Below are 24,788 nucleotides of genomic sequence, written 5' to 3' on the forward strand. Positions count from 1 at the left end.
TTTGCCCTCAATTACAACCAAAGTCTAACAGCCTTTGGTTGTAGCTATTAGCAAATGCAACCGCTAAATAAGCGCAATGTGCGCTAACGAACTGACTTACCCCCTCAGCACGATCATTGTCTGGTAAGGAAACTTCGTCTGTGCGGCTAAAAATCGCACTGCCACCAGGATGGAATCTGTGAAACATCTTCTCCGTTTTGTGCGTCCGCACCCTACGTTTGCAGCGCCGTGGAACGCTACTGCCCCGGTCAGGGAAGAGCTCTTTAGCGCAGAGCGGCTTGAACAGCACGCCGGCAGCTTGGCGCTTAGACAAACAGTGACTCGCACGCCACCCAACGTAGTATCGTTAACACGACGTCTCAACGATAACGCTAAAACACTATTGGCCGTTTATCGCGACAGTGCGACAGCGCTGGCAGACGGCCGCGATATTGTGCCTGCCGCCGCTTGGCTGCTCGACAATTACCACCTGATTGAAGCTCAAATTCGTGAGATACGCAGTGACCTTCCCCCCGGTTACTACCGCCAGTTACCGAAGTTAGCCGATGGACCTTTTGCGGGATACCCAAGGGTATTCGGCATTGCCTGGGCCTTTGTGGCGCATACCGACAGCCACATCGACCTGGAGAATTTGCAGAACTTTATCACCGCTTATCAGCGCACTCAGCCACTGACAATTGGCGAACTATGGGCGGTAGCAATCACGTTGCGTATTGTGCTGATTGAGAACTTGCGCCGACTTGCCGACCAAATTAGCAGCGAACAAACAGCGAGAGACGAAGCCGATGCTTTGGCGACAAAGTGGCTAACGCCCACCAACCAGCAAACCTCACAGGCACACCATGCTTTTCACCTTGAAACCAGCACCCTTAATGTTTACACAGGGCCGCTAGCAGAACCTTTCACCGCACAATTAGCCAAGCGACTACGTGGCTTAGACCCGCGTAGCAGCCCCCTGGCAGGCTGGCTTGATGAGCAGCTTAGCCATCAGGGTGTCACCATTGACGAGATGGTTCAAAACGCCCAGCAGCGCCAAGGTGCCGCCAATGTTAGCGTGCGCAATATCATTACCAGCATGCGCTTTGTTTCCAGTATCGACTGGGCCGAATTGTTTGAGAGTGTCAGCTTGGTGGATAAGCGGCTACGCCAGCAGAGCAACTTTGACCAGCTCGACTTCCCCACCCGAAATCAGTATCGCAGTGCGGTAGAACAGCTCGCCCGAAGCTCTCAATACAGCGAGCTTGAGATCGTGGAGTCGACGCTCTGTTTATCCGACCAGGCCGTGGCTAGTAATGACGATCCTATCGAAGCTGCCCGCCTGGGCGACCCTGGCTATTTTTTAATTGGCTCAGGTCGTGTAACGCTTGAACACCAGATTGGGTTTAAACCCTCCTCTCGTCAGCGCCTGCGTCGCACCCTCATTCACCACGGCATTCGTAGTTATATCGTCATGATGGCCGCGGTGACGCTGAGCCTGATGCTGCTGGCGGGCGTGCTGCTGCTTTCGTTGCCGCTGGTGATTGGCGAGATGCCGTTATTCTGGCTGATGCTACTGGGAGTGTTCGGCTTTCTACCCATTATGGAAGTGGCTACGCTGATCGTTAACCGGCTGATTATCTACTCTATCGATGCTCAGCCGCTGCCTGGCCTCGACCTTTCCAAAGGCGTTCCAACCCAACTACGAACACTGATTGCGGTGCCTACGCTGCTGACCAGCGAAGAAGACCTGCACGAACAGATTGAGCGCCTTGAAGTGCATCATTTATCCAGCGGTGAGGGGGCGTTAGCCTACGCACTACTGCTTGATGGAGTCGATGCCTCACAAGCAGAATTAGCCCACGAGGCAGCGCTTTTATCTGCTGCTTACGCAGCGGTTGAGCAGTTAAATGAGCGTTACTGTTTACACGCTCTGGGCAGTCCAAACGCTCCAGGCAGTCCACAAGCTCAAGGCAGCGACAAACGCTTCTTTCTGCTTTACCGGCGGCGGGTGTTTAACGCCAGCGAGAACACCTGGATGGGGTGGGAGCGTAAGCGTGGCAAACTACATGAGCTAAACCGCTTGCTACGTGGCGCAACGGATACCACCTTTATCGACCCACCGCCACTACCCAGAGATGTACGCTACGTCATCACTTTGGACGCTGACACCCGCCTGCCCCGAGGCGCCGCAAGCCGACTGATCGGTAAAATGGCACATCCGCTAAACCAGCCACGTATGGATCTAAAGCTACGCCGGGTCGTGGAGGGGTACGCGATATTGCAGCCTCGCGTCACGCCATCGCTGCCCACGGGGGGGGAGGGCTCCATCTATCAGCGGCTATTCTCGGCACCCGGGGGTATCGACCCTTACGCCGCCGCTATCTCAGATCTCTACCAGGATCTGGTTGGCGAAGGCTCGTTCGCCGGTAAAGGTATTTACGACGTTGACGCTTTTGAAACATCACTGGTTGGCCGGGTGCCCGACAACACCCTGCTCAGTCACGATTTGTTTGAAGGGGTATTTGCCCGTGCGGGGCTTGCCTCCGATATCGAAGTGATTGAAGACTTCCCGGCCCGTTATGACGTGGCCGCCAAGCGCCAACATCGCTGGACACGCGGCGATTGGCAGCTGCTCCCCTGGCTAATCGCCTCGGCACTGCCGCTCACCGGGCGACTGAAAATGCTTGGCAACCTGCGCCGCTCAGTGTTACCACCATTCGTCCTGGCAAGCCTTGCCGTCAGTTGGCAATTACCGCTTAGCATGGCCGTCGTCAGTACGCTGCTATTACTGGCGGTTGTCGGCGCACCGATACTGCTCTCTTTGGCCGCCTCATTTGTTCCCTTCCGTGCATGGGCAAAGCTACGCCACCACTACCACCTTTGGTTTGACGAACTAAAGCTGGGTAGCGTGCAAATTCTGCTATTGATCATATTTTTGCCTGACCAGGCGTGGCGCATGCTGGACGCCATTGCCAGAACCTTAGTTCGCTTGCTGATCACCCACCGTCGTCTGCTTGAATGGACATCTGCCGCCCAGTCGATGAAAAGCCCGCCACTAACGGTGCTGGGATTCTACCAACGCATGGCGCCCGGCACCGCACTAGGGCTAGCGGTGGCTATCAGTGCACTCTGGACAGCCAGCCACACATGGCCAATCACACTGCCCATGGCGCTACTCTGGTTGGCTGCTCCGGCAGTGGCATCTTGGCTGAGCAGCAGCACAAGCGTTGTTGTTCAACCCAGCATTTCGGCAGAAGAAGCCCATGAGCTACGAGCAATTGCACGGCGAACCTGGCGCTATTTCGAAACCTTTGTGACCACCACAGATAGCTGCTTACCGCCGGATAACTTTCAAGAGGATCCCCAGCCCGCCCTCGCTCAGCGCACCTCGCCAACCAATATGGGGCTCTATCTACTCTCCACCCTGGCTGCGCGGGACTTCGGCTGGATTGGCACCCATGAGACGCTTGAGCGATTAGAAGCAACGCTAACCGTCATGCAGGGACTCCCCCGCTACAGGGGTCACTTTTACAACTGGTACGCCACCCACGACCTGCGCCCGCTTAACCCCCGCTATGTATCAACGGTGGATAGCGGCAATCTCGCCGGGCATCTCATCGTTATCGCCAATGCCTGCGAAAGCTGGCAGGCGACAGGCTATCTAGCGGATCCACGTGTGGGGATTGCCGACACGCTCCACCTTGCCCGACAGGCACTCAAACAGGTTCCAACGCTGCAGGAAAAATTAGCGGTTCAATTGAGTGTGCAGTTCGAAGCCATTGACGCCCAGCTGAATGGCGAAGTGATGTCATTGGAATGCTTGGCAAATATCGCCGCACTGATGGATAGCACGTTAGACGAGGCGCGAACGCCCCTTGGTGCGCATAGTGACGCGTATAGCGAAGATCTGCAGTTTTGGCTGGAAGCGTTACAGACCTCAGTCGCTCAACACAGCCATGACCGGAATCCCCCACCAAGCCTACCCAAGGGGGCAATCGCCTTGCGCCTGCAACAGCTTGCGGATTCAGCGCGACGCCTGGCACTGGGCATGGATTTCGCGTTCCTGTTCAATCGCGAGCGCCAACTGTTGTCGATTGGTTATTCACTTGACGAAAACTGCCTGGATACCAGCTGCTACGACCTGCTGGCTTCCGAGGCACGGCTGGCCAGCCTGTTTGCCATTGCCAAAGGTGATATTCCCACCCGCCACTGGTTCAGACTTGGACGTGCCGCCACGCCCGTTACCTTTGGCTCAGCGCTGATCTCCTGGTCGGGGTCGATGTTTGAATACCTAATGCCGTCGCTGGTGATGCGCGCTCCGGGCGGCAGCCTGCTGGAGCAAACCAACCGGCTGATAGTGAAGCGTCAAGAGACCTATGCCGCACAGCTCTCCGCGCCCTGGGGTATTTCTGAATCCGCCTATAACGCCCGGGATATGGAGTTTACCTATCAATATTCTAATTTTGGGGTGCCGGGTTTGGGTCTCAAACGGGGGTTGTCTGCCGACTTGGTTATTGCGCCCTATGCTACCGGGTTAGCCGCCATGGTTGACCCCAGCGGCGCCTGTCGCAACTTCAAACGCTTAACGGAGATGGGAGCGCTGGGCCGCTACGGTTTCTACGAAGCGCTCGATTTCACTCGTTCGCGGCTGCCCGCCGGGGAAAGCGTGGTGATTGTGCGCAGCTTTATGGCCCACCACCAGGGCATGACCATTGCCGCTATTGCCAATACCTTGAATTATGGCCAGATGCGCGCCCGTTTTCACCGCGAACCGATGATCCAAGCCAGCGAACTGCTGCTTCAAGAGCGCGTTCCTCGTAACGTGGCGATTGCCCACCCCCGCGCCGAAGAGGTGAAATCCACCGCCAGTCAGACAATAAACGAGGCACAAACCATTCGCCGCGCGTCAACAACGGCCAGTGGCCCGCCTGTTACTCACTTACTCTCCAACGGCTGCTACTCGGTGATGCTCACGGCCACCGGCGGTGGCTACAGCAGATGGCGTAACGTTGCCATTAGTCGCTGGCAGCCGGACGCCACCCGCGACCACTTAGGCAGCTTTATTTTTCTACGCGACAGCAAACACCCCGGCGTGTGGACCGCCACAGGACAAACGGCGGCACACCCCGCCGAGGTAAACGATGACCATAGCTACGCGATATTTGCCGAGGATTATGCCCGCTACAGCCATCGTCACGACGATATCACCAGTCATATGGAGGTGCTGGTTTCCGGCGAGGACGACAGCGAAGTTCGCCACCTCTCGCTCACTAATAACAGCCGCCACGCCCGCGACATCACGCTTACCTCCTATTCAGAATTAGTCTTGACCAGCCCGAATGCCGACAATGCCCACCCCGCCTTTGCAAAAATGTTTGTGGTGACCGAGTATCTGGAAGCCTTCAACGCATTGATCGCCACAAGACGGCGGCGCTCGCCCGATGAAGCGCAGGTGTGGGCGGCTCATTTTGCAGTCGTTGAAGGCGATATAATTGGCGAGCTAGAGTTCGAGACCGACCGAGCCCAGTTCTTAGGCTGCGGCCGAAGCATGCTGCACGCCTCAGCGTTAGCAGAGGGGCAACACCTTTCGGGCAGTGTGGGTAGCGTACTGGATCCAATTTTTGCGCTGCGCTACTGCCTGCGCGTAGCCCCCGGCAAAGCCGCCCGAATCGCTTACTGGACTGTCGTCGCCCCCTCCCGTGAAGCGCTGATGGATCTTATTGATAAACATCACGACCGCAGTGCTTTTGAGCGCGCTAAAACCCTCGCCTGGACTCAGGCACAGGTTCAGCTTCGCCATTTGGGCATTCAGCCTGAAGAAGCCGCTGACTTTCAGCGCTTGGCCGCGCCGATTCTTTACCCTGATGCCCGCTTTAGAGCCCCTGCCGAGGCCATTGAGCGCGGTGCCGGGCCACAGTCGCGGCTCTGGCAACATGGCATTTCCGGCGATCTGCCGATTATTCTGATGCGCATCGATAGCATTGATGACATTGGTCAGGTACGCCAACTGCTGCGCGCCCACGAATATTGGCGTATGAAGCGGCTAGGCGTGGATGTGGTGATTATCAATGAGCGCTCCTCCTCTTATATTCAGGATCTTCAGCAAGCCATTGAAACCGCAGTGCTTAGCAGCCAAGCCCAGCCTCGTTTTAAAAAGGATTTCGCTCAGGGGTCTGTGACAACACTACGCGCCGACCTGATGAGCTTGGAAGTGCGTACACAGCTTCAGTCGATAGCCTGCGTCGCGTTAATGGCCCATCGCGGCAGCATAGCGAACCAGTTAGCCCTGACGCTGCCCGTACTCCGTGCACCAACGCCACTCCACTCCTTGATCAAACGCCCCCTACCCAAGCACATCCCCCTCAATGTCAGTGAAACGCCGCTCCCAGCACTTGAGTTTTTTAATGGGCTGGGCGGCTTTGCCCGGGATGGCCGTGAGTATGTAACGGTACTTGAGGCTGGGAGTTCCACGCCCGCGCCGTGGATAAACGTGATCGCCAACGCAGGCTTCGGCTTTCAGGTGTCAGCAGAAGGCGCGGGCTATGTATGGGCGGATAACAGCCGCGAAAACCAGCTGACAGCCTGGTCAAACGACCCTGTTATGGATCCGAGTGGCGATGTGATCTATGTTCGCGATGAAGAGTCGATGGCGCTCTTCACCGCCACGGCCCGCCCTTTACGGGATCATGGCCGCTACATAGCGCGGCACGGCTTCGGCTATAGCCAGTTCGAGCATCAAGCGGATGGAATTACCCTGGCGCTGCTGCACTTCGTGCCGTTAGAGGCTCCGCTTCGAATTTCACGGCTACGCCTTACCAATCACTCCGGGCGGCCACGCAAGCTCTCCGTGACGGCTTATGCCGAGTGGGTGCTGGGTACTTCGCGCAGCGGCTCGGCGCCTTTTCTTATCTCACACCCTGATGCCGATAGCGGCGCGCTGCTGGTCGAGAACCCCTGGAATATGAATTTCCCAGGCCGTGTAGCGTTTCTGGATATCGGTACCCACCCAACCTCGTGGACGGCTGATCGATGCGAATTTATCGGCTTCGGTGGCAGCTTGGCAGCGCCCGCGGGGCTACGCAGCCACGCCTTGTTTTCCGGCGCCCACGGTGCGGGGTTGGATCCTTGCGCCGCGCTTAACCGTAGCGTAACGCTAGCGGCCGGTGAAAGCGTCGATATCGTCGTATTAATGGGTCAGAGCAGTTCCACTGCCGAGGCAAAAACACTGATTGCGCGTTACCGCGAGGCGGATATTGACGCCGAACTCGCCATAGTGACTGCCCACTGGCAAACGCAGCTTAACGCGGTACAAGTGACCACCCCTGACCGCGCCATGGACATCATGCTCAACGGCTGGTTGATGTACCAAACCATTGCCTGCCGGATCACCGCGCGCTCAGGTTTTTACCAAGCCAGCGGCGCCTATGGCTTCCGCGACCAGTTGCAGGACGGTATGGCATTAACCTTCACCAGCCCCGAAACCACTCGCGAGCATTTACTGCGCGCCGCCTCCCGCCAGTTTATTGAAGGCGATGTGCAGCACTGGTGGCTGCCCCACTCCGGCCAAGGGGTGCGTACACGCATTTCCGATGACCGGGTGTGGCTGGCCTATGCCTGCGCTCGTTATATCGCCACCACCCACGATGCCGCCGTGCTGGATGAATCGGTAAGCTTTCTGGAAGGCGCTGAATTAGCCCCTGGCGAGCACGACAGTTTTTTCCAACCGATGATGGCAGCAGAAACCGCCTCGCTGTTTGAGCACTGCGCCCGTGGCTTAGATCAGAGCATTGAGTTGACGGGCGAACTCGGCTTGCCGCTAATCGGTGGCGGCGATTGGAACGACGGAATGAACCGCGTTGGCGAAGCGGGTAAAGGCGAAAGCGTGTGGCTAGGCTGGCTGCTACTGCATACACTGGAGCTGTTTCTACCTTTTGCCCAATCGCGTGAACATTCAGAGCCTTCCGCTTATAAAGAGCCTTCAGCGTTTAAAGAGCCTTCAGCTTATAAAAAGCCGCCAGCATCACGCGCCGAGCGTTGGCGCGCCCACGCAACGGCGTTGCGTATTGCGCTGGAAAGCAACGCCTGGGACGGCCAGTGGTACCGCCGAGCGACCTTCGATGATGGCAGCTGGCTGGGCAGCAAAGAGAGCGACGCGTGCCAAATTGATTCGATTGCCCAGACATGGGCGGTGCTTTCTGGCGCGGCTGAGCCCCACCGGGCGGCGCTCGCCATGCACTCTCTTGAGCGCGAGTTGATCAAGCACGATGAGCAACTGGCGCTACTGTTCTGGCCGCCCTTCGATCAGCCCCAGCGCGACCCTGGCTATATCAGCGGCTACCCGCCGGGAATGCGCGAAAACGGCGGACAATATAGCCACGCGGCGATGTGGGCCATCCTGGCCTTTGCCAAATTAGGCGAAGGCGATAAGGCACACCAGCTTTTCTCGCTACTCAACCCCATCAACCATTCACGCACGCCGGAAAGCGCGGCCCGTTATCACGTTGAACCCTATGTAGTGGCCGCCGATGTTTACTCAGTTGCACCTCATACTGGCCGCGGCGGCTGGACATGGTATACGGGCTCAGCGGGCTGGATGTACCGCGCCGGTATTGAGGGTATTCTGGGTATTCGTCGGGAAGGTGGCTGGCTGGTAATCGCTCCCTGCCTTCCCCACGACTGGCCAGGGTTTAGCGCAACGCTGGCCATTGCCGCCACGCACTACGCGGTTAAGGTCATCACCACCGATAAGGCGCTTAACGCGCAACTTGATGGTTGTCACCTCAGCCTCCAGCAAGGAGAGGTACGTGTCCCATTGGATGGCCAACACCACCAGCTTGAGGTGTTTATTCATCGATCACATAACCCATGTTAACTAACTGTTTGTCAGCCATTTTTCACATTTGCTTCTGACTCACGGCTATATTAGTCTCAACTTGGCACGCTAAGCGTGCTATTTACATTCAGACGGTTATCTCAGATTAACCATCGTCCCATTAGCAATCACACGGAGCCGTGATATGCATAGCGAAACATCAAACGACCTTTCCAAGGCGGGTCTTCAAATCGCCATTCAAGACATCAAGGATGAACTGTTCGATACCCCCGAGTGCGATTACGCCATCGCCCAACTGCTCACCCGCTGGGGCCAAGCTGAAAAAGCCGAACAATTGCTGGATGAGATGCTGATGAAGTGGGGCACTTCACACGAGGTGCTTGCATTAACCCGACGCGGGTATGCGGAAATGGCTGCCAACAGTTCACTAGACGACAGCATCGGCAAGTCGCCCAAAACCGCCCCAGCGACTCTCGAGGTCGTAGCGGCCTAGTCGTCAAAATCAGCACAGCTCGGTTAGCTTGTTAGTGCAGACAACTTCATCGATCAGCCCCTGCCTGCTTAAGCGGTAGGGGCATTTTTATTGAATCAATTTGGCGTGCCTTCGCTAACCCTCGAAATAGCCATCTCATCGACTAAGCGAATATCAGCGTAACGGAGGCAGGCATCAGCTGATAGAATACTGCCCCCTTCAGGCGCGTTAGCGGCCCACCGCCCTAATGCCACCCCACTTTTGACTACCTGAGAGTTCCGCAATGATCGCCACCGCCCACGCAGTATTCCGGCCACTTTTACGGCTGGGCCTTATCCCGCAGATTTTAATCGGTATTGTTGCCGGGGTAGCGCTCGCCCTATTTGCGCCGGGCCTTGCCAGCGATGTGGCCTTGCTTGGCCAGCTGTTTATCGCCGCTTTGCAGGCGGTAGCTCCCATTTTGGTATTTGTGCTGGTAGCCGCAGCGATTTCTGCTCACCAAAAAGGCCAGCCAACCCACATTCGCCCCGTGCTGGTGCTATATGTGGTAGGCACGCTGATCGCGGCGTTAATTGCCGTGGCGGCCAGCTTTCTGTTTCCCACCGAACTCTCATTGAATGCAGGCCAAATTGACGGAAACCCGCCCGGCGATATTTTTAGCGTTCTGCGCGATCTGCTGTTAAATGCGGTGGCCAACCCGGTTAGCGCACTGATGGAAGCCAACTTTATCGCTATTCTGGCCTGGGCCATCGGCCTAGGTTTGGCGCTGCGCCAAGCAAGCGATACCACCCGCCAAGCGTTAAGCGACTTATCCGCGGCGGTCACCCGCATTGTGACGCTGGTGATTCGTTTAGCGCCGCTGGGTATCTTTGGTTTGGTGGCAGGCACGCTGGCAGAATCAGGCGTTGCGGCGCTGCTTAACTACGCCCAACTGCTGGGTGTGATTGTGGGCTGTATGCTGTTTGTGGCGCTAGTGAGCAATCCACTGTTGGTCTACCTCACCACCCGGCAAAACCCATATCCACTGGTATTTACCTGCCTGCGGGGCAGTGCGATTACCGCCTTTTTCACCCGCAGCTCGGCAGCGAATATTCCGGTCAACCTTGAGCTTTGTCGCCGCCTGAAGCTTGACCCTGACACCTACTCGATATCCATTCCACTGGGCGCGACGATCAATATGTGCGGTGCGGCCATCACCATTACCGTCATTACCCTGGCCACCACGCACACACTGGGTATTAGCGTTGATTTTGCCACGGCGCTGCTTTTGTGCGTGGTGTCAGCGCTGGCGGCCTGCGGTGTTTCCGGCGTGGCGGGCGGCTCGCTAATGCTGATTCCCATGGCCGCTAACCTGTTTGGCATTCCCACAGAAGTAGCTATGCAGGCGGTGGCGATTGGCTTTGTGATCAGCGTGGTACAGGACGCCACCGAAACCGCGCTTAACTCCTCCACCGATGTACTGTTCACCGCCGCCGCTTGTCAGGCGCAAGAAGGTAAGCGCGCTTAACCGTTCAGCTTTTAAGCCTTCACCTTTTAACCCTTCACCTTTTTACCATTCACCCTGGGGAGTGGCTTCTTATAACAGCCACTCCTCCTATATCAGCCCTTCCCCTGGGCGCTTTCGCATTAACTATTGGTTGGCTTGAGAAGAGTCGTCAACCGCTCACGCTCATCCTCCTCATAAAAGCTCGGGTCATCGAACAGGTCGCGCTGGGTATCATTGAAGATCATTTCTAGTGCCCCTGCACTACTTTGTACCATTGGTTCAAAGTGAGCCGTATGAGTAATCAAGGCCGTTACGTGGCGACGACGATAAATGGCGTAAATGCCCAACAGGGTAAACACACAGGCGATATAGATCGGCAGGCCGTGGCCACCGACTGCGGTCATCAGTGACCCCGCTGCGATCGGCGCGACGGCACAGCCTGCCCCGTGCATTACCAGCATATCCGCCGAGCCGGAAACAATTTCATCCGGATGCAATTGGTCGATCAACTGCGCCACCGCCAGCGGATAAAGCGAAAACGCCAAACCGCCCCAGATAAAATACAGCCCCAGCAGCACCTCGTGGCTGGGCGCAAAGGGCATGGCCGCGGCAATCAACGCCGCGAGCAGTACCACCCAGGTCATCACCCTGGGGCGGTCATGCTTATCCGAGAAGCGCCCGATAGGTATCTGCAGCAGCGCGCCGCCAATAATCGCTACGCTCATCACCAGCCCTACGCCGCCAATATCAAACCCTAACTGGGTCGCGTAAACCGGGGTCATCGACCAGAACGCCCCCATAGCAAGCCCCGATAACGCGGCAGAAGCCACTGCCAGCGGCGCGAAGCCCAGCAATGAACGTAGGCTGCTTTTGGGCCGCTCTGGGATTTTAGGCTGAACGCGACGGGTCAGGGTAATGGGTAACAGCGCCCAACTGATCAAAATGGCGATCACCACAAAGAGTAAAAAACCTTGCGGTGAAGAGAGCCTCAGCAACTGCTGGGCGAGGGCCAAAGCGCCTAAGTTGACCACCATATACACCGCAAAAATACGCCCGCGCTCGTGGCTCGCGGCTTGGCTATTTAACCAACTTTCGATCACGGTAATTAAGGTGATAAACGATAGCCCATAGACCACTCTCAAAGGCAGCCATACCCACGGGTCAATAAACACCAGGTGTAAAAGCGCCACTGAAGAACAAATTGAGGCGCAAAACCCAAAGGTACGAATGTGGCCCATCCGCCGAATTAATCGTCCGCTCACCCAGGTGCCGCAAATAAAGCCGACAAAATAGCCTGACATAATTAACCCCAACACCGCGCTAGAAAAGCCTTCCATTGTGCCGCGCAGGGTGAGCAGCGTGTTGAGCAAGCCATTGCCTAGCAACAATAGCGCCACACTTCTCAGAATCGATTTAACCGGTTGGAGCATTGCCAATGAACGCATCGCGCTTCCTCGTAGCAGACTTGCTAACGTCGTTAACCTTCTTAACTACATTAAGTCGATGCATAAAAGATGCCACTTGCCGAAAACGCCACATCGACAACAGGCCATTGCGTTAGCAAGCAAGATTATTGACAGGCGATATCATTGACAGGCATGCGTTCTTTATATAGAACGTTCTATATAAAGAACGGCGGGAAGCCTCATGGATAAACTCTCACTCAACACGCTGGGCCAGCACCTTCAAGCACTTCGCCTTGAGCGAGGCTGGTCGCTTTCTCAATTAGCCAATGAAGCGGGCATCGCCAAGTCCAACCTGTGTCGCTTGGAGCAAGGCAACGGTAATCCCACTATCGATACCATTTGGCGGTTGGCGGTGCAGCTCAATGTGCCCTTCGGCACCCTGGTGGCACCCATCAGCGTGCCTCTGGGCGAAGACGGTGTGCAGGTGCGCTTAATTGATCAAGGCAAAGATTCACCCCAGGTGGATGCCTACTGGATGCGCTGCGCGCCGCATACGTTGCGTCATGCTGAAGCCCATACACCGGGCACCCGCGAATCGCTTACGCTAATTAGCGGCTGGCTGGAAGCGGGGCCAGAAGGTGCCACCACGCAGCTAACCCCGGGGAATACCGTGACCTTCCCCGCCGACCAGCCACACCTTTATCGCACCCAAGCAGCGGAGGCCACGTTGATAATGACCATCACCTACGGTGCAGAAGGCCAAACTTCATGAACCAAGTTGCCAGCCACTCTCCACTGCGTAGCGCACTACAGGGCGTGCGCGAAGCCATTCCGCTGCTCGGCGGCTACATTCCGGTGGCGCTGTCGTTTGGCTTGGTCGCCACCCAAGCAGGCTTTAGCACGCTGGAGGCCACGGCTATTTCAGCGTTGATTTACGCCGGGGCCTCGCAGTTTCTGTTTGTCGGGATGATCGCCACCGGCGCACCGCTGTGGTTGGTGGTGGCGATGACGCTGCTGATTAACGTCCGCCATGTGGTGTACGGCCCTAACCTGGCGGGGCTACTGCCGAGCAGCCGCCACTGGCCCTGGTTAATGCACGGCCTCACCGACCAGGTATTTGCCCTGGCCTTAACCCGGCTACCCCAATTGCCCGAGGCTAAGCGCTTTAGTTGGTTTGTGGGTGCATCGCTGTTGGCCTGGGGCGCCTGGATAATCGGTACCGCGGTGGGCGCTACCGCCGGGGAAGCGTTTACCGCCCGCTGGCCGCTGCTGGGTGAGATTATGCCCTTCGCCCTGCCCGCGCTATTTCTGACCATGGTGGCACCACGCTTTACCGATAAGCGCTGGGCCGTGGCCATGGGCTGCACCATTCTGGCCGCACTCGGTTTAACGCTGGTCGGCTGGAGCAATGTGGCGATTCCCCTCGCGGCTGCTTGCGGTGCGCTGTGCTTCTATATGCTGAAATTCCAAAACAAGAGGTGTGAGCAATGAGCAGCGCACTTTGGCTAGCGGTAGCGGTTTCAGCCCTTGGCACCCTGCTGATGCGAGTCGTGCCTTTTTTATGGATGCAGCGACGACTCAACAGCACGACCGGCCTTAATAATATGCCACAGTGGTTGGGTATTCTTGGCCCGCTGATGATTGCCGCCGTGCTGGGGGTGTCCATTGTGCCGGTTAACCCCAACGCTGTTTCCTGGATCGCCACCGCCATCGGGCTTGCCGTTACGCTGCTGGTGTGGTCGCGGGTGCGCTCATTGGGCTGGCCGGTCGCTGCTGGAGTTGGGGTGTTTGGGTTGGTGGAGGTCGCGGCCCTCATTTGGTAATGCTTTGCATTAGCTTTTACGCCATGCCATCATCCTGACTTTTCACTCCAGGGCAGTCGTAAAGTGACCTTAATGTTAAAAGCACACACCCATGGCAAAAAGGTTTTAATGCGTGTGTTGCTGATAACGCTGGCGGCGCTAACGCCCGCGATGTTGACCGCCAACCCGCTACACAGCCCCCCTGACTCGCCGCGCATTGTGACACTTTACCAGGGCGCCACCGACAGCGCCGTGGCACTTGGGCTGACGCCGATTGGCGTGGTCGACTCCTGGTTGGAAAAGCCCATGTACCGCTACCTGCGTGATCCGCTTGATGGCGTCGAGCACGTGGGGCTGGAAACCCAACCCAACCTGGAAAAGATTGCCTGGCTGAAGCCTGACCTGGTGATTGCCAGCGACTTTCGCCATGCGCGAATAGCGCCGCTACTCGATGCTATCGCCCCCACGGTATCTGCCCCTACGGTATCTAACTTTAAAACCACGCTCACAATGGTGGCTAATGCCACTGGCCGCGAAGCGCAGGCGAATGAGCTGCTTCAGCAATGGAATGATCGTGTCGCCGACTTTCGTCAGCAGATTGCCGCCAGGCTAGGCAGCGAGTGGCCGCAAAAAGTGGCCGTTGTGCGGTTTAAAGCCGACCACGTGCGCATCTATACCAGCGGCTTTGCAGGCTCGATTCTAAATGAGTTGGGCTTTGAGCAACCGGATACACTGCAAAGCCAGAGCTGGGGAATGAAGCTGTCCAGTACTGAAAACATTCCGGTGCTAGATGCCGATGTTATCTTTATTCTGCTTGAGCCGGATGACCCCGCTATTGCAGATAATTACCAGCACTGGGCCTCCCACCCTCTCTGGCAACAGCTTTCAGCGGTACAAAGCGGGCGCATATTTGAAGTGGAGCCTGTCAGTTGGATGATGGGCGGCGGCATATTAGCGGCCAACGTCATGCTGGATGATCTCTATAGCCACTATGAATTAGCTTGCCATGCTCCCTTGCCAAACCGCGGCGAGGAACTCTCATGCTGAACAGCGCCGCCGCGAAAAGTATTGGCCTGCTGTTGGGGGCGCTGGTGGCACTGGGCGCCTTTTTTGCCAGCGTCATGTTAGGCACAACGGAGATCGCCCTATCGTCTCTGTTCGGCTCGCTAGCCCATTACGACCCGACCAATATCGCCCATATTATTCTGCTAACCGAGCGCTTACCCCGCGCGGTGATCGCCGCACTGGTGGGCGCCAGCCTGGCGATTGCCGGGGCACTGATGCAGACCATGACGCGTAACCCGCTGGCTTCGCCGGGAATTTTGGGCATTAACGCTGGCGCGATGTTTTTTGTCGTGGTCGCGGTGTCACTTTTACCTCTGCATACCCCCGCCCACTACGTATGGGCCGCGCTTTTGGGCGCACTTGTCGCTGCCGTACTAGTGGTGGTACTTAGCCGCGGTCGCCACGGTGAGCTCTCCCCACTGCGGGTTGTGCTGGCAGGAGTGGCGGTAACGGCGATGTTTGTGTCGTTCAGCCAAGGGCTGCTGGTGGTCGATCAGCAAAGTTTTGAAAGCGTGCTCTACTGGCTGGCGGGTTCGGTGTCAGGACGCGATCTTTCATTGGTAGCGCCCTTACTGCCGCTCTTCGGCGGGGCGCTTTTACTTAGCGCACTGCTCGTCCGCCACGCCAATGCGCTGTTACTGGGCGATGATATGGTCACCGGACTTGGTATGCAGGCCACCACTATCAAGCTGCTGCTCGGGTTGATTGTGATTGTGCTGGCGGGTAGCTCCGTGGCGCTAGCGGGCATGATTGGGTTTGTGGGTTTGATTGTGCCTCACATGGCGCGGGGGCTGTTTGGCATTGACCACCGCTGGCTGCTGCCTGCCTGCGCCCTGCTGGGTGCCTGTTTATTGCTGTTGGCTGACCTGGGCTCGCGCTTTTTAATGCCTCCCCAGGAGATACCGGTGGGTGTAATGACGGCGCTGATCGGCACGCCCTTCTTTATCTACTTGGCGCGACGCAAGATGGTAGGCCAATGAGACAAACGGCAACATTAACCCTCGATAGCAAGGCGCAGAGCGACAGTAACCGCTTACTGCGCAGCTTAATAATGCTAAGCATTTTATTAGTCGCCAGCGTCGGGCTGTCGCTCTGCTTAGGCAGCTTTCCTACATCATTCACCCAGGTGCTACACGCCCTCGCCGCGCCACAACGTAGCGATATCGCTTTTATCATTTGGGAGTTAAGGCTGCCCAGAATTCTTCTGGCTATACTGGTTGGTGCCGCCCTGGCGATGGCGGGGGCAATTCTACAAAGCATTGTACGCAACCCGCTGGCCTCTCCAGACGTGATCGGCATTACCAGCGGCGCAGCGCTGGCGGCGGTGCTGTTTTTAGCGCTATTGAGCACCACCTTTAGCATCAACTGGCTGCCCGTGGCGGCCATGCTAGGGGCGCTGGTGTCAGCATTGCTGGTGGTCAGCCTCGCCTGGAAAGGCGGCATCAGCCCATCGCGGATAGTACTGGTCGGCATTGGCCTTGCAGCGGCCATGGGCGCAGGAACTACGCTGTTAATCGTGATCAGCGATGACTCCGCCGCCATGACCGCCTATGTCTGGCTCACTGGCAGCCTTTACGCTGCACAATGGGACGATGTTCGCGGTCTATTGCCGTGGCTAGTCGTCGCGGTGCCGATCAGCCTAGCCTTCGCCCGCCATGCAGACGCCATGGCACTAGGCGACGCCGTTGCCGAAGGGCTCGGGGTGGCGATTCTACACAGTCGATTAGTATTGCTGGCCTGCAGCGTGGTACTGGCCGGTGCCGCCGTGGCGTTTGCAGGAGGCTTAAGCTTTGTGGGGTTAATTGCCCCCCACCTGGCAGCTAGGCTGGTGGGGCGCAATATGGCACGCTTGGTGCCCGCATCAGCGCTGGTCGGCGCGTTGATTGTGCTTTATGCCGACCTACTGGGCCGAGTGGCCTTTTTACCCAAAGATCTGCCTGCGGGCATTTTCGTTGCCGGGATAGGCGCGCCCTTTTTTGTCTATTTGTTGCATAGATCGCGAGCTCGCTTCTAGGGCCTGTTGACGAAAAAAAGCGGCGCCCTCGGGGCGCCGCCAAACAGTATTGAGCATAGAAAATAAAAATAGAAAGCGGCTGATTAGAAATCCAAACGATAACCCAGCGTTAAGGTGCGGCCTCGCCCGGCAAAATAGCGCTCATCATTCACTAGAGCGCTTTGCGAGTAATACGTGACGTACTGCTCATCAAGCAGGTTGGAAACCCCTACATTGACCTGACCAACGGGTAGTTGATATCCCACGGCAGCATCCATCAACAGATAGCCATCAAACTCACGATTGGCTTCATCGAAGGTTTCATCAAAGGCGTAGTTGGCCTGAACAAAAGTGGAAAGATCATCGGTCCAGCTGGCCGACCAGCTGGCGGTCAAGCGATCGGGCGAGACATCAAGTCCCGATAATTTGGCATCTAAATTGCCATCTTCATTGCTGTCGTAGCGCCCTTCCATACGAGAGTAAGCTAAGCGGCCAGAGTGCTGATCGTTAAACTGGTAATCTACCGATGCCTCGAAGCCTTTAATTTCAGTCTCCTGACGCTGCATAAAGAACACATCGTCTACTTCCGTGAGGCGGCTACCGAAGTCTGAAGACGACTCGTAGTAGCTAAGCTCGGCCGCTAAGCGCCCATTCTCAAAACGCACGCCGGTTTCAATATTGTCAGTGACAATAGGGCTTAAGTTTTCGATGCTATTAACTGATTGATTAGGCGTACTGATTCCCCTCAATGCACGGCCCACATCGGGGATAGAAAAGCCTTCGGCGTAATTGGCAAACAGGCTCCAATGATCAACGGGCTTCCACACCGCACCGAAATTATAAAGCGTTTCATTGAAACTGGGGTCGCCACCTTCGACCGCAACGCCGTTATTGGCGGCAACGGTTTGATAGCCATCAATGTCCAGCTTAGCGTATTCATAGCGAGCGCCAGCGGAGAGCAACAGAGAATCAACCGGCCTCAGATCAACTTGTAAGAACGGGGAAAGATCGGTGTATTCGGTGGGCGGCACGTAGGTGCGGTCACTTTGATACAGGTACTGCTCGGTTTCATCGAACAGAGTATCGAAACCCAAGGTCATCTTCAGGCGCTCATCCCACAGATCATCCTTGGTTAGCGAAACCTTGGTACCAAACTTGCTAGTGGCTGCCATGGTCTGGTCATAGAAAGTTCCTACAGGGGCAATCGCAGGATCCTGGAAGGTAGCGGAATTGGTCGCTCCAAACAACGCCTCATAATCCTGGTAGAAAGCCAGTGCACTCAGATGCATGCCGGCAAGATCATAGTGGTCGTAGCTGAGCCCTGTCGTCCACACCCGGTTGTAAGGCGCATCTCCTTCCGGCGTGCCGCGCTCGGACGTCGTGACTACTCCATTGGCACGATCACCCGTTACGCTTACATAGTTGTTGTGCCCCTCAATATTGTAGTGGTTGAGCGAAAACTGCAGGCGCTGATTGTCATCCAACCAGTAAGCCAGCTTGCCCAGAATATCGAAAGAGCGCGCATCCATGAGATCGCCCTGGGTGTTATCCACCCCGACAGCATTTCCATTGCCATCCAAGAACAGCCCTTGATCCTCATAACTTGCCGAGAACAGGTAATCCACATCACCGCTGTTACCACTCACGCCGTAGCTGGTTTTATAGCTCAGCGTATCGCCATCAAGCTCGCTGGTGGGCGTGGTTATCTGCGCCTCCACGTGCTGATTAAATGAGCCTGGCTCGGGGCGCTTGGTAATCAGGTTGATGACCCCACCCGCAGCACCAACGCCATTAGTGGCGTTGGCGCCCTGTATCACTTCGATCTGCTCTACCATTGAAAAATCAATGGCATGAGCTTCACGGCCGGTGGGGCGCAGCGGGTTTGACTGGGGAATGCCGTCGATCAGAATCAGCGGCGTGCGGCCGCGCAGGGTTTCACCGCTGCCGCTCATTTTCTGACGGCTGGGTGAGTAAGAAGGAAGCAGGTTGCTCAGTATCTGAGACGAATCGCTGGTCAGCTGCCGCTGTTGATTGATCTCTTGTTCGCTAATTATCCGCACTGTCTGAGGCGAATCTTCTTTTGTTGCATTTGTACGCGAGGCGGTTACCACGACTGTTTGATTTGAGTCACCTCGTCCACTCTGTGCATCGTTGGTTGCCGTTTCCTGAGCGTGACCCTGTGTGGCTGCTATTAATCCCGCGAGCGTCACCGTCGGCCAAAATACCTGGCGTTTCTTAATGTACATCTAGTTTTTATCCCTTGCTTTTGAGTGATTTCACCCTTGAAAACGCAATCTACATCTAAATGATAATAATTATTTTATGCATATAAAGCACAAAGGTCTACTCAAGCAGAACGAACCGTTCGGAATAACGGCACTCCCCCCCTCTTACCCCATATTTTCTCTTCTGCTAGCGCTTAGAGGCAGAGAGCAATTGCTTACTTAGCGGTGAGCAATATTGAAAATGATAATATTTTGGCTTACGGTTCTGCCTGCTTTAACAACCTCGATGGGCACCTCCATGACACACTCTTCTCATCAGCCACCTCGTTTGACGGGCAAAGCCCTGCACGCGGGCTATGACACTCGACGTGTGCTGGATGGTGTGGATATCGCCATTGAGGAAGGCAAGCTCACGGTGCTATTGGGGCCGAACGGAAGTGGCAAGTCGACGCTGCTGAAAACTCTTGCCCGCACGCTCACGCCTAGTGGCGGGCATGTCTATTTGGACGGTAAGGATATCCATCGCAGCAAGACGCGAGAGGTCGCCAAGCGCCTAGGGATTCTGCCCCAAGGCCCGGTGGCACCGGAGGGACTAAGCGTAAAGCAGTTGGTGGGCATGGGCCGCTTTCCACACCAGGGCTTATGGCAAAAGAATGCTCAGCAGGACGCCGAGGCCATTCATGAGGCCATGGCTTATACCCACGTAACGGAGTTTGCCGAGCGCAACGTCGATGCGCTCTCCGGCGGCCAGCGCCAGCGCTGCTGGATTGCCATGGTACTGGCCCAGCAAACCGACCTGATCCTGCTTGATGAGCCCACTACTTTTCTAGACCTTAAGGTACAGGTTGATTTGCTGGAGTTACTTTCGCGCCTAGCTCATGAGAAAGGCCGCACCCTGCTACTAGTGCTTCATGATCTAAACTTGGCCGCCGCCTACGCCGATCAGTTAGTGATGATGTGCGATGGCCGAATTGTCACCAGCGGCGTGCCTAGCGAAGTTTTTACCGCGCCCAATCTCAAGCGCGTGTTTGACCTGGATGCTCATGTCATCCACGACCCAGAAAGCGGCAGCCCGATTTGTGTGCCGCGTAAGCGACACCAAGCCGTCACTGAATCGGATATGGTTGTTTAGCAACACTGTACATTGTGAAATGTATAAGCCGACTTAAGCAGAGTGAGGTGACAGCTCGCCCTCACGTTTTGGCAACGCTAATTCCAGCCCACCATCGATAGCGCTTCTTTAAAAACCTACGATTTTATCAGGCAGCCATGTCGCCATTGCAGGGAATAATGCTACTACCGCAAGCGTAAGTAATTGCACTGCGATAAAGGGCAATACCCCTTTGCACATTTGCCCATAGGTAATATCACTCGGTGCAATCGACTTTAAATAGAAGATTGACGATGCCATAGGCGGAGTAAGATAGCTGGTTTGAATGGTCACCAGTACCAGTGTCGCAAACCAAATAGGGTCAATACCTAGCTGTCTAATAATAGGGGTGAAAATGGGCACACAGATCAAAACGATTGATGTCCAGTCAAGCACAAACCCTAGTAAGAAAGTGACGGCTAGGAAAAACAGGATGACGCCAGTGGTGCCACCTCCTAAGCCACTGGCTATTGTGGATACCATTTCACCGCCACCGTTAACGGCGAAGATACCGGTAAACATCGTGCCTCCAGCCACAATAAGCAAAATCATCGCTGTAATACGCACCGTCAGTGATAGAGAGTCAGCCAGTGAAGGGAGGGTAATTCCGCCATTGATGACCGCTAAGATTACTGCGCCAGCCACACCTACGGCAGCGGCTTCTGTCGGTGACGCGATACCGCCCAAAAGCGATCCTAGTACTGCAAACATTAATATCAGAGGAGGCAGTAACGCCCTCAGCGTAATGCTGATTTTCATTCCCAGTGTTTTATCATCATCGATAGCTTTAGCAGCAGGGCCATCTTGGGGACGCAACCAACAACGTCCGATAATATAAAGGGCGAAAAGAGACAGCATCAGGATGCCGGGGAAAATAATCGCAGCGAAAAGAGCACCGATGGATAATTGCGCAAGCGCCGCATAGACAACAACAATAACCGTAGGAGGAATGATGGTGCCTAAGGAGCCGCCTGCACAAATAGTTCCTGCGATCAGCGAGTTGTTATAGCGATAAGCTCGCATAGCGGGGATAGCCATTAACCCGATCATTATCTCCACCGCACCAACAACCCCAGAAGCAGCCGCAAATATTGCCGCCATGGCGATCGTGGTCAATGCCAATCCGCCAGGCAGGCGACCAATCCACATCTGAATAGCATCGAAGAGGTTTTTGGCGATACCCGACTTCTCAAGTATCGCGCCCATAAGCACAAAAAGTGGAATTGAGGAGAGAACGTAATTAGACGAAGCGCTATAAATACTGCCGTAAAGTTGCTGGAAGATTATAGGCCCAAAGGCAAACCAACCAGCCACCAATGAGACGGTAATCAGTGAAAAAGCAACAGGAATCCCCATAAAGATCAATAAGAACAGGCCTGGAAACATCAGGGCAGCCGTCATAGTATCCATTTAGTTGGCCCTATTATAATGAGTATTCAAAAGAAAAGAGCGTAATCCAATTACCAAAATTTGAAGTGCAAGAAGCGTGAGACCTACGGCAATACATGTATAAAAGGGCCACATTTTCGGCGCCCATGTACTGACCATTTCAACTTCATTCGTTGTAAAGGCCGATAGAGTTTTCTTCCAGCCATACAAAGCAACTAATGAAAGAGTGGGAAACAACACAAAGGTATAAGCCACTCCCGTTATAATACGTGAGATACGCACTGGCATAAGACTACTTAAAACATCTACTTTGACGTGGCCATCTACCTGTGCTGTCCAGGCGACACCCAGCATAAAAGCAACGCCAGTGGCCATATAGGAGATATCAAAAGCCCAGATGGTGGAGGCATTAAAAGCGTAGCGCGCTACTACTTCGTATAACATCGCACCTGCTAAGACGATGAGCGCCAGCTTACTTAGCCAAGCCGATATTTTAGCCAGCTGATCCACTAAATTAAAAAACATAATAGGCATCACTCATATCGGTACATTGCTCATATGTATAACTACCTGGGAAGGCGTAGGTTGACGAATAGGGGGCGCCTTCCCTTAGCAGGTTTATATTAGTCAGTGATTAGGTAGTCTTTTTGAGCATTCCAACGCGCTTGATAGGCCTGGTAATCTTCTAAAATTTCTTCCATAGCCGGGTTGCCCGCGTCACTCTCTGCCGCTGCTCGGGCAGCGATCCAAGCTCGGCCATTTTCCGCTAGTTCTTCAACAAACGCTTCGTCCAAGCTGATCACTTCATTTCTACCAGCGCGATAATTTTCCATAGCGATTAGATCGTTATGATAAAAATTAGTAAGCCCTTCGTAAGTGGTTAACTTGGCAGCAGACTCAATAAGTTGTTTTAGATCGTTGGGGACTTGATCCCAAGTATCCTGACGGACAACCACTTCCCAGAGAAAGGTGGGTTGGTGCACACCGGGCACGATGATGTAGCGGGCTGCTTCATGGAAGCCTTCTGGATAGTTACTGGAAGGGGTTGCCCACTCAATGGCATCAACGCCCTTGCGTTGCAGTAACGTATAAATATCACCGGGCGGCACAACGGTGGGCACCGCATTGTAATACTCGCGCACAACTTCTGCCCAAGGCCCAGAAGTTCGGTACTTTAAGCCGTCAAGATCATCCGGCCCATTAATAGGTACGTTGGAGTGAGCAAATATTTCAGTAGAACCAATCCCGACAATGAGCGAGTGCAACCCTTCGCTAGCGCGGATTTCTTGCAGTGCTTCCTTGCCACCGCCTTCGTAAATCCAGTTGATATACGACTGCGATCCCATGCCGCCAGGAAACCCAGCAAAGATGGCATTAATCGGATTTTGGTTAACCAAGTAGCTCGGAGTAGAGTGACCAGCCTCTACGGTACCCTCTTTTACCGCATCATAAACCTGTAATGCAGGCACAATAACACCTGCGCCAAACGGACTGATGTCAACTCTTCCTGCGGTGAGCATCTCTGCATTGTCGGCGAATCTCTCCAGGAAGTTTTCATAAAAAGGGGAACCTCCTGGCACTGAAGTAGGTACTCGCCACTCGACTTCTGCTGCGTATGAGGGAGAGGAAAGCGCCATTATTGCTAGCACTGACGAAACCCACTTCGTTGTTTTTAATTTAGTTTTCATAACATTCATGATCATTCACCCCTACTGTGTGTTGGTTTTATTCATCTCTCTTTGAGACAGGCTGGGCGCTACAAAAACCGGATAAGCCACCAGCTGACTAAATTATCTACTCCGTTTTCGTCTCTCTTTTTGGTATAAGATATACTAAAGTGCATTGCAAGATTTTCTTGAGATAAACACCAAACCAATGCCCCGCCCCCAGCTATTCCGACCATCCTCACTTCGGGCACCTGGGTAGCTTCACAAAGCTTTTTGGATATTGTATAAGATATAAAAAATAAGGCATGATTAGGCAAGCTGCTATTTTCAGCATTAGCAACCCATGACATAAAAACACGTGGCATAAACAGAAAAGGTGTCCCATGAAACAGGTACGCGTCATCGACTCTCATACGGGTGGGGAACCGACAAGGCTGGTGGTAGAGGGCTTCCCTGAACTTCCCGGCACCACTATGGCTGAGAAGCGTGACGCGCTACGCGCATCTCATGACCGGTGGCGAAGCGCCTGCATGTTAGAGCCTCGTGGGCACGACGTACTGGTGGGCGCGCTTTACTGTGCACCTGAATCGTCGGATGCGACCTGCGGAGTCATCTTCTTCAACAATACCGGGTACCTGGGCATGTGCGGTCACGGCACCATAGGCTTGGTGGCCTCCCTGCATCACCTGGGTCTGATATCCCCCGGAGATCACAAAATCGACACCCCAGTTGGGCCGATCAGTGCAACCCTGCATGAAGACGGCGCCGTTACCGTACGTAATGTCCTCGCCTATCGCTATCGCAAGCAAGTTCCAATAGAAGTACCAGGTTTCGGTCAGGTACATGGCGATATTGCCTGGGGTGGCAACTGGTTTTTCCTGATTAGCGACCATGGCCAATCATTGACGCTCGACAACGTCGAAGCGCTGACTAACTTCACCTGGGCCGTTCGCCAGGCGCTGGAAGCTTCCGCAATCACTGGTGAGGAAGGGGGCGTGATTGACCATATCGAGCTATTTGCTGACGACGCTGTGGCCGATAGCCGTAATTTCGTACTCTGCCCCGGCAAGGCCTATGACCGCTCCCCCTGTGGTACCGGCACCAGCGCCAAGCTGGCGTGTCTAGCAGCGGATGGCAAACTGGCACCCAGCACGCCCTGGGTACAGGCAAGTATTTGCGGCAGTCAGTTCGAAGCGCACTACGAATGGGAAGGTGATCGGGTGCGCCCCTACATTAAAGGTCGCGCTTATTTAAGCGCCGACAACACTCTGTTGATTAATGAGCAAGATCCGTTCGCCTGGGGAATCACTGCCTCGTAATC

At 55.1% G+C, this 24,788-nt stretch carries 16 protein-coding genes; 11 read left to right on the plus strand and 5 right to left on the minus strand.

Annotated elements, in window-relative coordinates; translation table 11 throughout:
* Positions 1 to 169: 169 nt before the first annotated feature.
* From J7J49_RS08670 to sstT, 3 genes are all read left to right on the plus strand, one after another.
* Complete coding sequence (locus J7J49_RS08670) at positions 170 to 8,851, plus strand: glycoside hydrolase family 94 protein (RefSeq protein WP_215091821.1); 8,682 nt, start codon at positions 170 to 172, stop codon at positions 8,849 to 8,851.
* Positions 8,852 to 8,996: 145 nt separating this feature from the next.
* The gene (locus J7J49_RS08675; RefSeq protein ID WP_215091823.1) at positions 8,997 to 9,305 is read left to right on the plus strand and encodes a hypothetical protein; all 309 of its coding nucleotides are present in this window, start codon (positions 8,997 to 8,999) and stop codon (positions 9,303 to 9,305) included.
* Positions 9,306 to 9,567: 262 nt separating this feature from the next.
* Positions 9,568 to 10,791: a serine/threonine transporter SstT gene (sstT, locus tag J7J49_RS08680; RefSeq protein ID WP_215091825.1), complete on the plus strand. Its 1,224-nt coding sequence runs from the start codon at positions 9,568 to 9,570 to the stop codon at positions 10,789 to 10,791.
* Between the two features lie 119 nt (positions 10,792 to 10,910).
* Here the strand turns inward: sstT and J7J49_RS08685 are convergent, their stop codons facing one another.
* Positions 10,911 to 12,215: an MFS transporter gene (locus J7J49_RS08685; RefSeq protein ID WP_215091827.1), complete on the minus strand. Its 1,305-nt coding sequence runs from the start codon at positions 12,213 to 12,215 to the stop codon at positions 10,911 to 10,913.
* 202 nt (positions 12,216 to 12,417) lie between these two features.
* Here J7J49_RS08685 and J7J49_RS08690 point away from each other — a divergent pair, with 202 nt between their 5' ends.
* The 6 genes from J7J49_RS08690 (at position 12,418) to J7J49_RS08715 (ending at position 17,057) form a co-directional block, all read left to right on the plus strand.
* Positions 12,418 to 12,948 (plus strand): helix-turn-helix domain-containing protein, encoded by a 531-nt coding sequence (locus tag J7J49_RS08690; protein ID WP_040481074.1) that lies wholly within the window; start codon positions 12,418 to 12,420, stop codon positions 12,946 to 12,948.
* Entirely contained in the window at positions 12,945 to 13,667 is a 723-nt protein-coding gene (locus J7J49_RS08695; RefSeq protein WP_215091829.1) for an AzlC family ABC transporter permease, read from the plus strand. Before J7J49_RS08690 ends, J7J49_RS08695 begins: the two co-directional genes overlap by 4 nt.
* Complete coding sequence (locus J7J49_RS08700; RefSeq protein ID WP_064234409.1) at positions 13,664 to 13,999, plus strand: AzlD domain-containing protein; 336 nt, start codon at positions 13,664 to 13,666, stop codon at positions 13,997 to 13,999. Before J7J49_RS08695 ends, J7J49_RS08700 begins: the two co-directional genes overlap by 4 nt.
* A 72-nt stretch (positions 14,000 to 14,071) precedes the next feature.
* Positions 14,072 to 15,025: an ABC transporter substrate-binding protein gene (locus tag J7J49_RS08705; protein WP_215091831.1), complete on the plus strand. Its 954-nt coding sequence runs from the start codon at positions 14,072 to 14,074 to the stop codon at positions 15,023 to 15,025.
* Positions 15,019 to 16,023 (plus strand): FecCD family ABC transporter permease, encoded by a 1,005-nt coding sequence (locus tag J7J49_RS08710; protein WP_215091833.1) that lies wholly within the window; start codon positions 15,019 to 15,021, stop codon positions 16,021 to 16,023. Before J7J49_RS08705 ends, J7J49_RS08710 begins: the two co-directional genes overlap by 7 nt.
* The gene (locus J7J49_RS08715) at positions 16,020 to 17,057 is read left to right on the plus strand and encodes a FecCD family ABC transporter permease (protein ID WP_215091835.1); all 1,038 of its coding nucleotides are present in this window, start codon (positions 16,020 to 16,022) and stop codon (positions 17,055 to 17,057) included. Before J7J49_RS08710 ends, J7J49_RS08715 begins: the two co-directional genes overlap by 4 nt.
* A gap of 83 nt (positions 17,058 to 17,140) precedes the next feature.
* On the opposite strand, the gene J7J49_RS08720 is transcribed toward J7J49_RS08715, so the two are convergent.
* Entirely contained in the window at positions 17,141 to 19,282 is a 2,142-nt protein-coding gene (locus tag J7J49_RS08720; RefSeq protein ID WP_215091837.1) for a TonB-dependent receptor, read from the minus strand.
* Between the two features lie 277 nt (positions 19,283 to 19,559).
* On the opposite strand from J7J49_RS08720, the gene J7J49_RS08725 reads away from it, so the two are divergent.
* Complete coding sequence (locus tag J7J49_RS08725) at positions 19,560 to 20,393, plus strand: ABC transporter ATP-binding protein (protein ID WP_215091839.1); 834 nt, start codon at positions 19,560 to 19,562, stop codon at positions 20,391 to 20,393.
* Between the two features lie 108 nt (positions 20,394 to 20,501).
* Here the strand turns inward: J7J49_RS08725 and J7J49_RS08730 are convergent, their stop codons facing one another.
* From J7J49_RS08730 to dctP, 3 genes are all read right to left on the minus strand, one after another.
* On the minus strand, positions 20,502 to 21,821 hold the full coding sequence (locus J7J49_RS08730) for a TRAP transporter large permease (RefSeq protein ID WP_215091841.1): 1,320 nt from the start codon (positions 21,819 to 21,821) through the stop codon (positions 20,502 to 20,504).
* Complete coding sequence (locus tag J7J49_RS08735) at positions 21,822 to 22,334, minus strand: TRAP transporter small permease subunit (protein WP_251048218.1); 513 nt, start codon at positions 22,332 to 22,334, stop codon at positions 21,822 to 21,824.
* An 89-nt stretch (positions 22,335 to 22,423) separates the two neighbouring features.
* Positions 22,424 to 23,488 (minus strand): TRAP transporter substrate-binding protein DctP, encoded by a 1,065-nt coding sequence (dctP, locus tag J7J49_RS08740; protein ID WP_215091843.1) that lies wholly within the window; start codon positions 23,486 to 23,488, stop codon positions 22,424 to 22,426.
* Positions 23,489 to 23,850: 362 nt separating this feature from the next.
* On the opposite strand from dctP, the gene J7J49_RS08745 reads away from it, so the two are divergent.
* Positions 23,851 to 24,786 (plus strand): 4-hydroxyproline epimerase, encoded by a 936-nt coding sequence (locus J7J49_RS08745; protein WP_215091844.1) that lies wholly within the window; start codon positions 23,851 to 23,853, stop codon positions 24,784 to 24,786.
* Positions 24,787 to 24,788: the final 2 nt, after the last annotated feature.

It is taken from the genome of Halomonas sp. ISL-56, assembly GCF_018612805.1.
Taxonomy (GTDB): Bacteria; Pseudomonadota; Gammaproteobacteria; order Pseudomonadales; family Halomonadaceae; genus Vreelandella.

Coding starts and splice junctions, on each gene's coding strand:
- J7J49_RS08675 (WP_215091823.1), top strand. CDS start 8,997: ATGCATAGCGAAACATCAAACGACCTTTCCAAGGCGGGTCTTCAAATC.
- J7J49_RS08725 (WP_215091839.1), top strand. CDS start 19,560: ATGACACACTCTTCTCATCAGCCACCTCGTTTGACGGGCAAAGCCCTG.
- J7J49_RS08685 (WP_215091827.1), bottom strand. CDS start 12,215: ATGCGTTCATTGGCAATGCTCCAACCGGTTAAATCGATTCTGAGAAGT.
- J7J49_RS08735 (WP_251048218.1), bottom strand. CDS start 22,334: ATGCCTATTATGTTTTTTAATTTAGTGGATCAGCTGGCTAAAATATCG.
- J7J49_RS08730 (WP_215091841.1), bottom strand. CDS start 21,821: ATGGATACTATGACGGCTGCCCTGATGTTTCCAGGCCTGTTCTTATTG.
- J7J49_RS08670 (WP_215091821.1), top strand. CDS start 170: ATGGAATCTGTGAAACATCTTCTCCGTTTTGTGCGTCCGCACCCTACG.
- sstT (WP_215091825.1), top strand. CDS start 9,568: ATGATCGCCACCGCCCACGCAGTATTCCGGCCACTTTTACGGCTGGGC.
- J7J49_RS08705 (WP_215091831.1), top strand. CDS start 14,072: ATGTTAAAAGCACACACCCATGGCAAAAAGGTTTTAATGCGTGTGTTG.
- J7J49_RS08695 (WP_215091829.1), top strand. CDS start 12,945: ATGAACCAAGTTGCCAGCCACTCTCCACTGCGTAGCGCACTACAGGGC.
- dctP (WP_215091843.1), bottom strand. CDS start 23,488: ATGAAAACTAAATTAAAAACAACGAAGTGGGTTTCGTCAGTGCTAGCA.
- J7J49_RS08720 (WP_215091837.1), bottom strand. CDS start 19,282: ATGTACATTAAGAAACGCCAGGTATTTTGGCCGACGGTGACGCTCGCG.
- J7J49_RS08715 (WP_215091835.1), top strand. CDS start 16,020: ATGAGACAAACGGCAACATTAACCCTCGATAGCAAGGCGCAGAGCGAC.
- J7J49_RS08710 (WP_215091833.1), top strand. CDS start 15,019: ATGCTGAACAGCGCCGCCGCGAAAAGTATTGGCCTGCTGTTGGGGGCG.
- J7J49_RS08700 (WP_064234409.1), top strand. CDS start 13,664: ATGAGCAGCGCACTTTGGCTAGCGGTAGCGGTTTCAGCCCTTGGCACC.
- J7J49_RS08690 (WP_040481074.1), top strand. CDS start 12,418: ATGGATAAACTCTCACTCAACACGCTGGGCCAGCACCTTCAAGCACTT.
- J7J49_RS08745 (WP_215091844.1), top strand. CDS start 23,851: ATGAAACAGGTACGCGTCATCGACTCTCATACGGGTGGGGAACCGACA.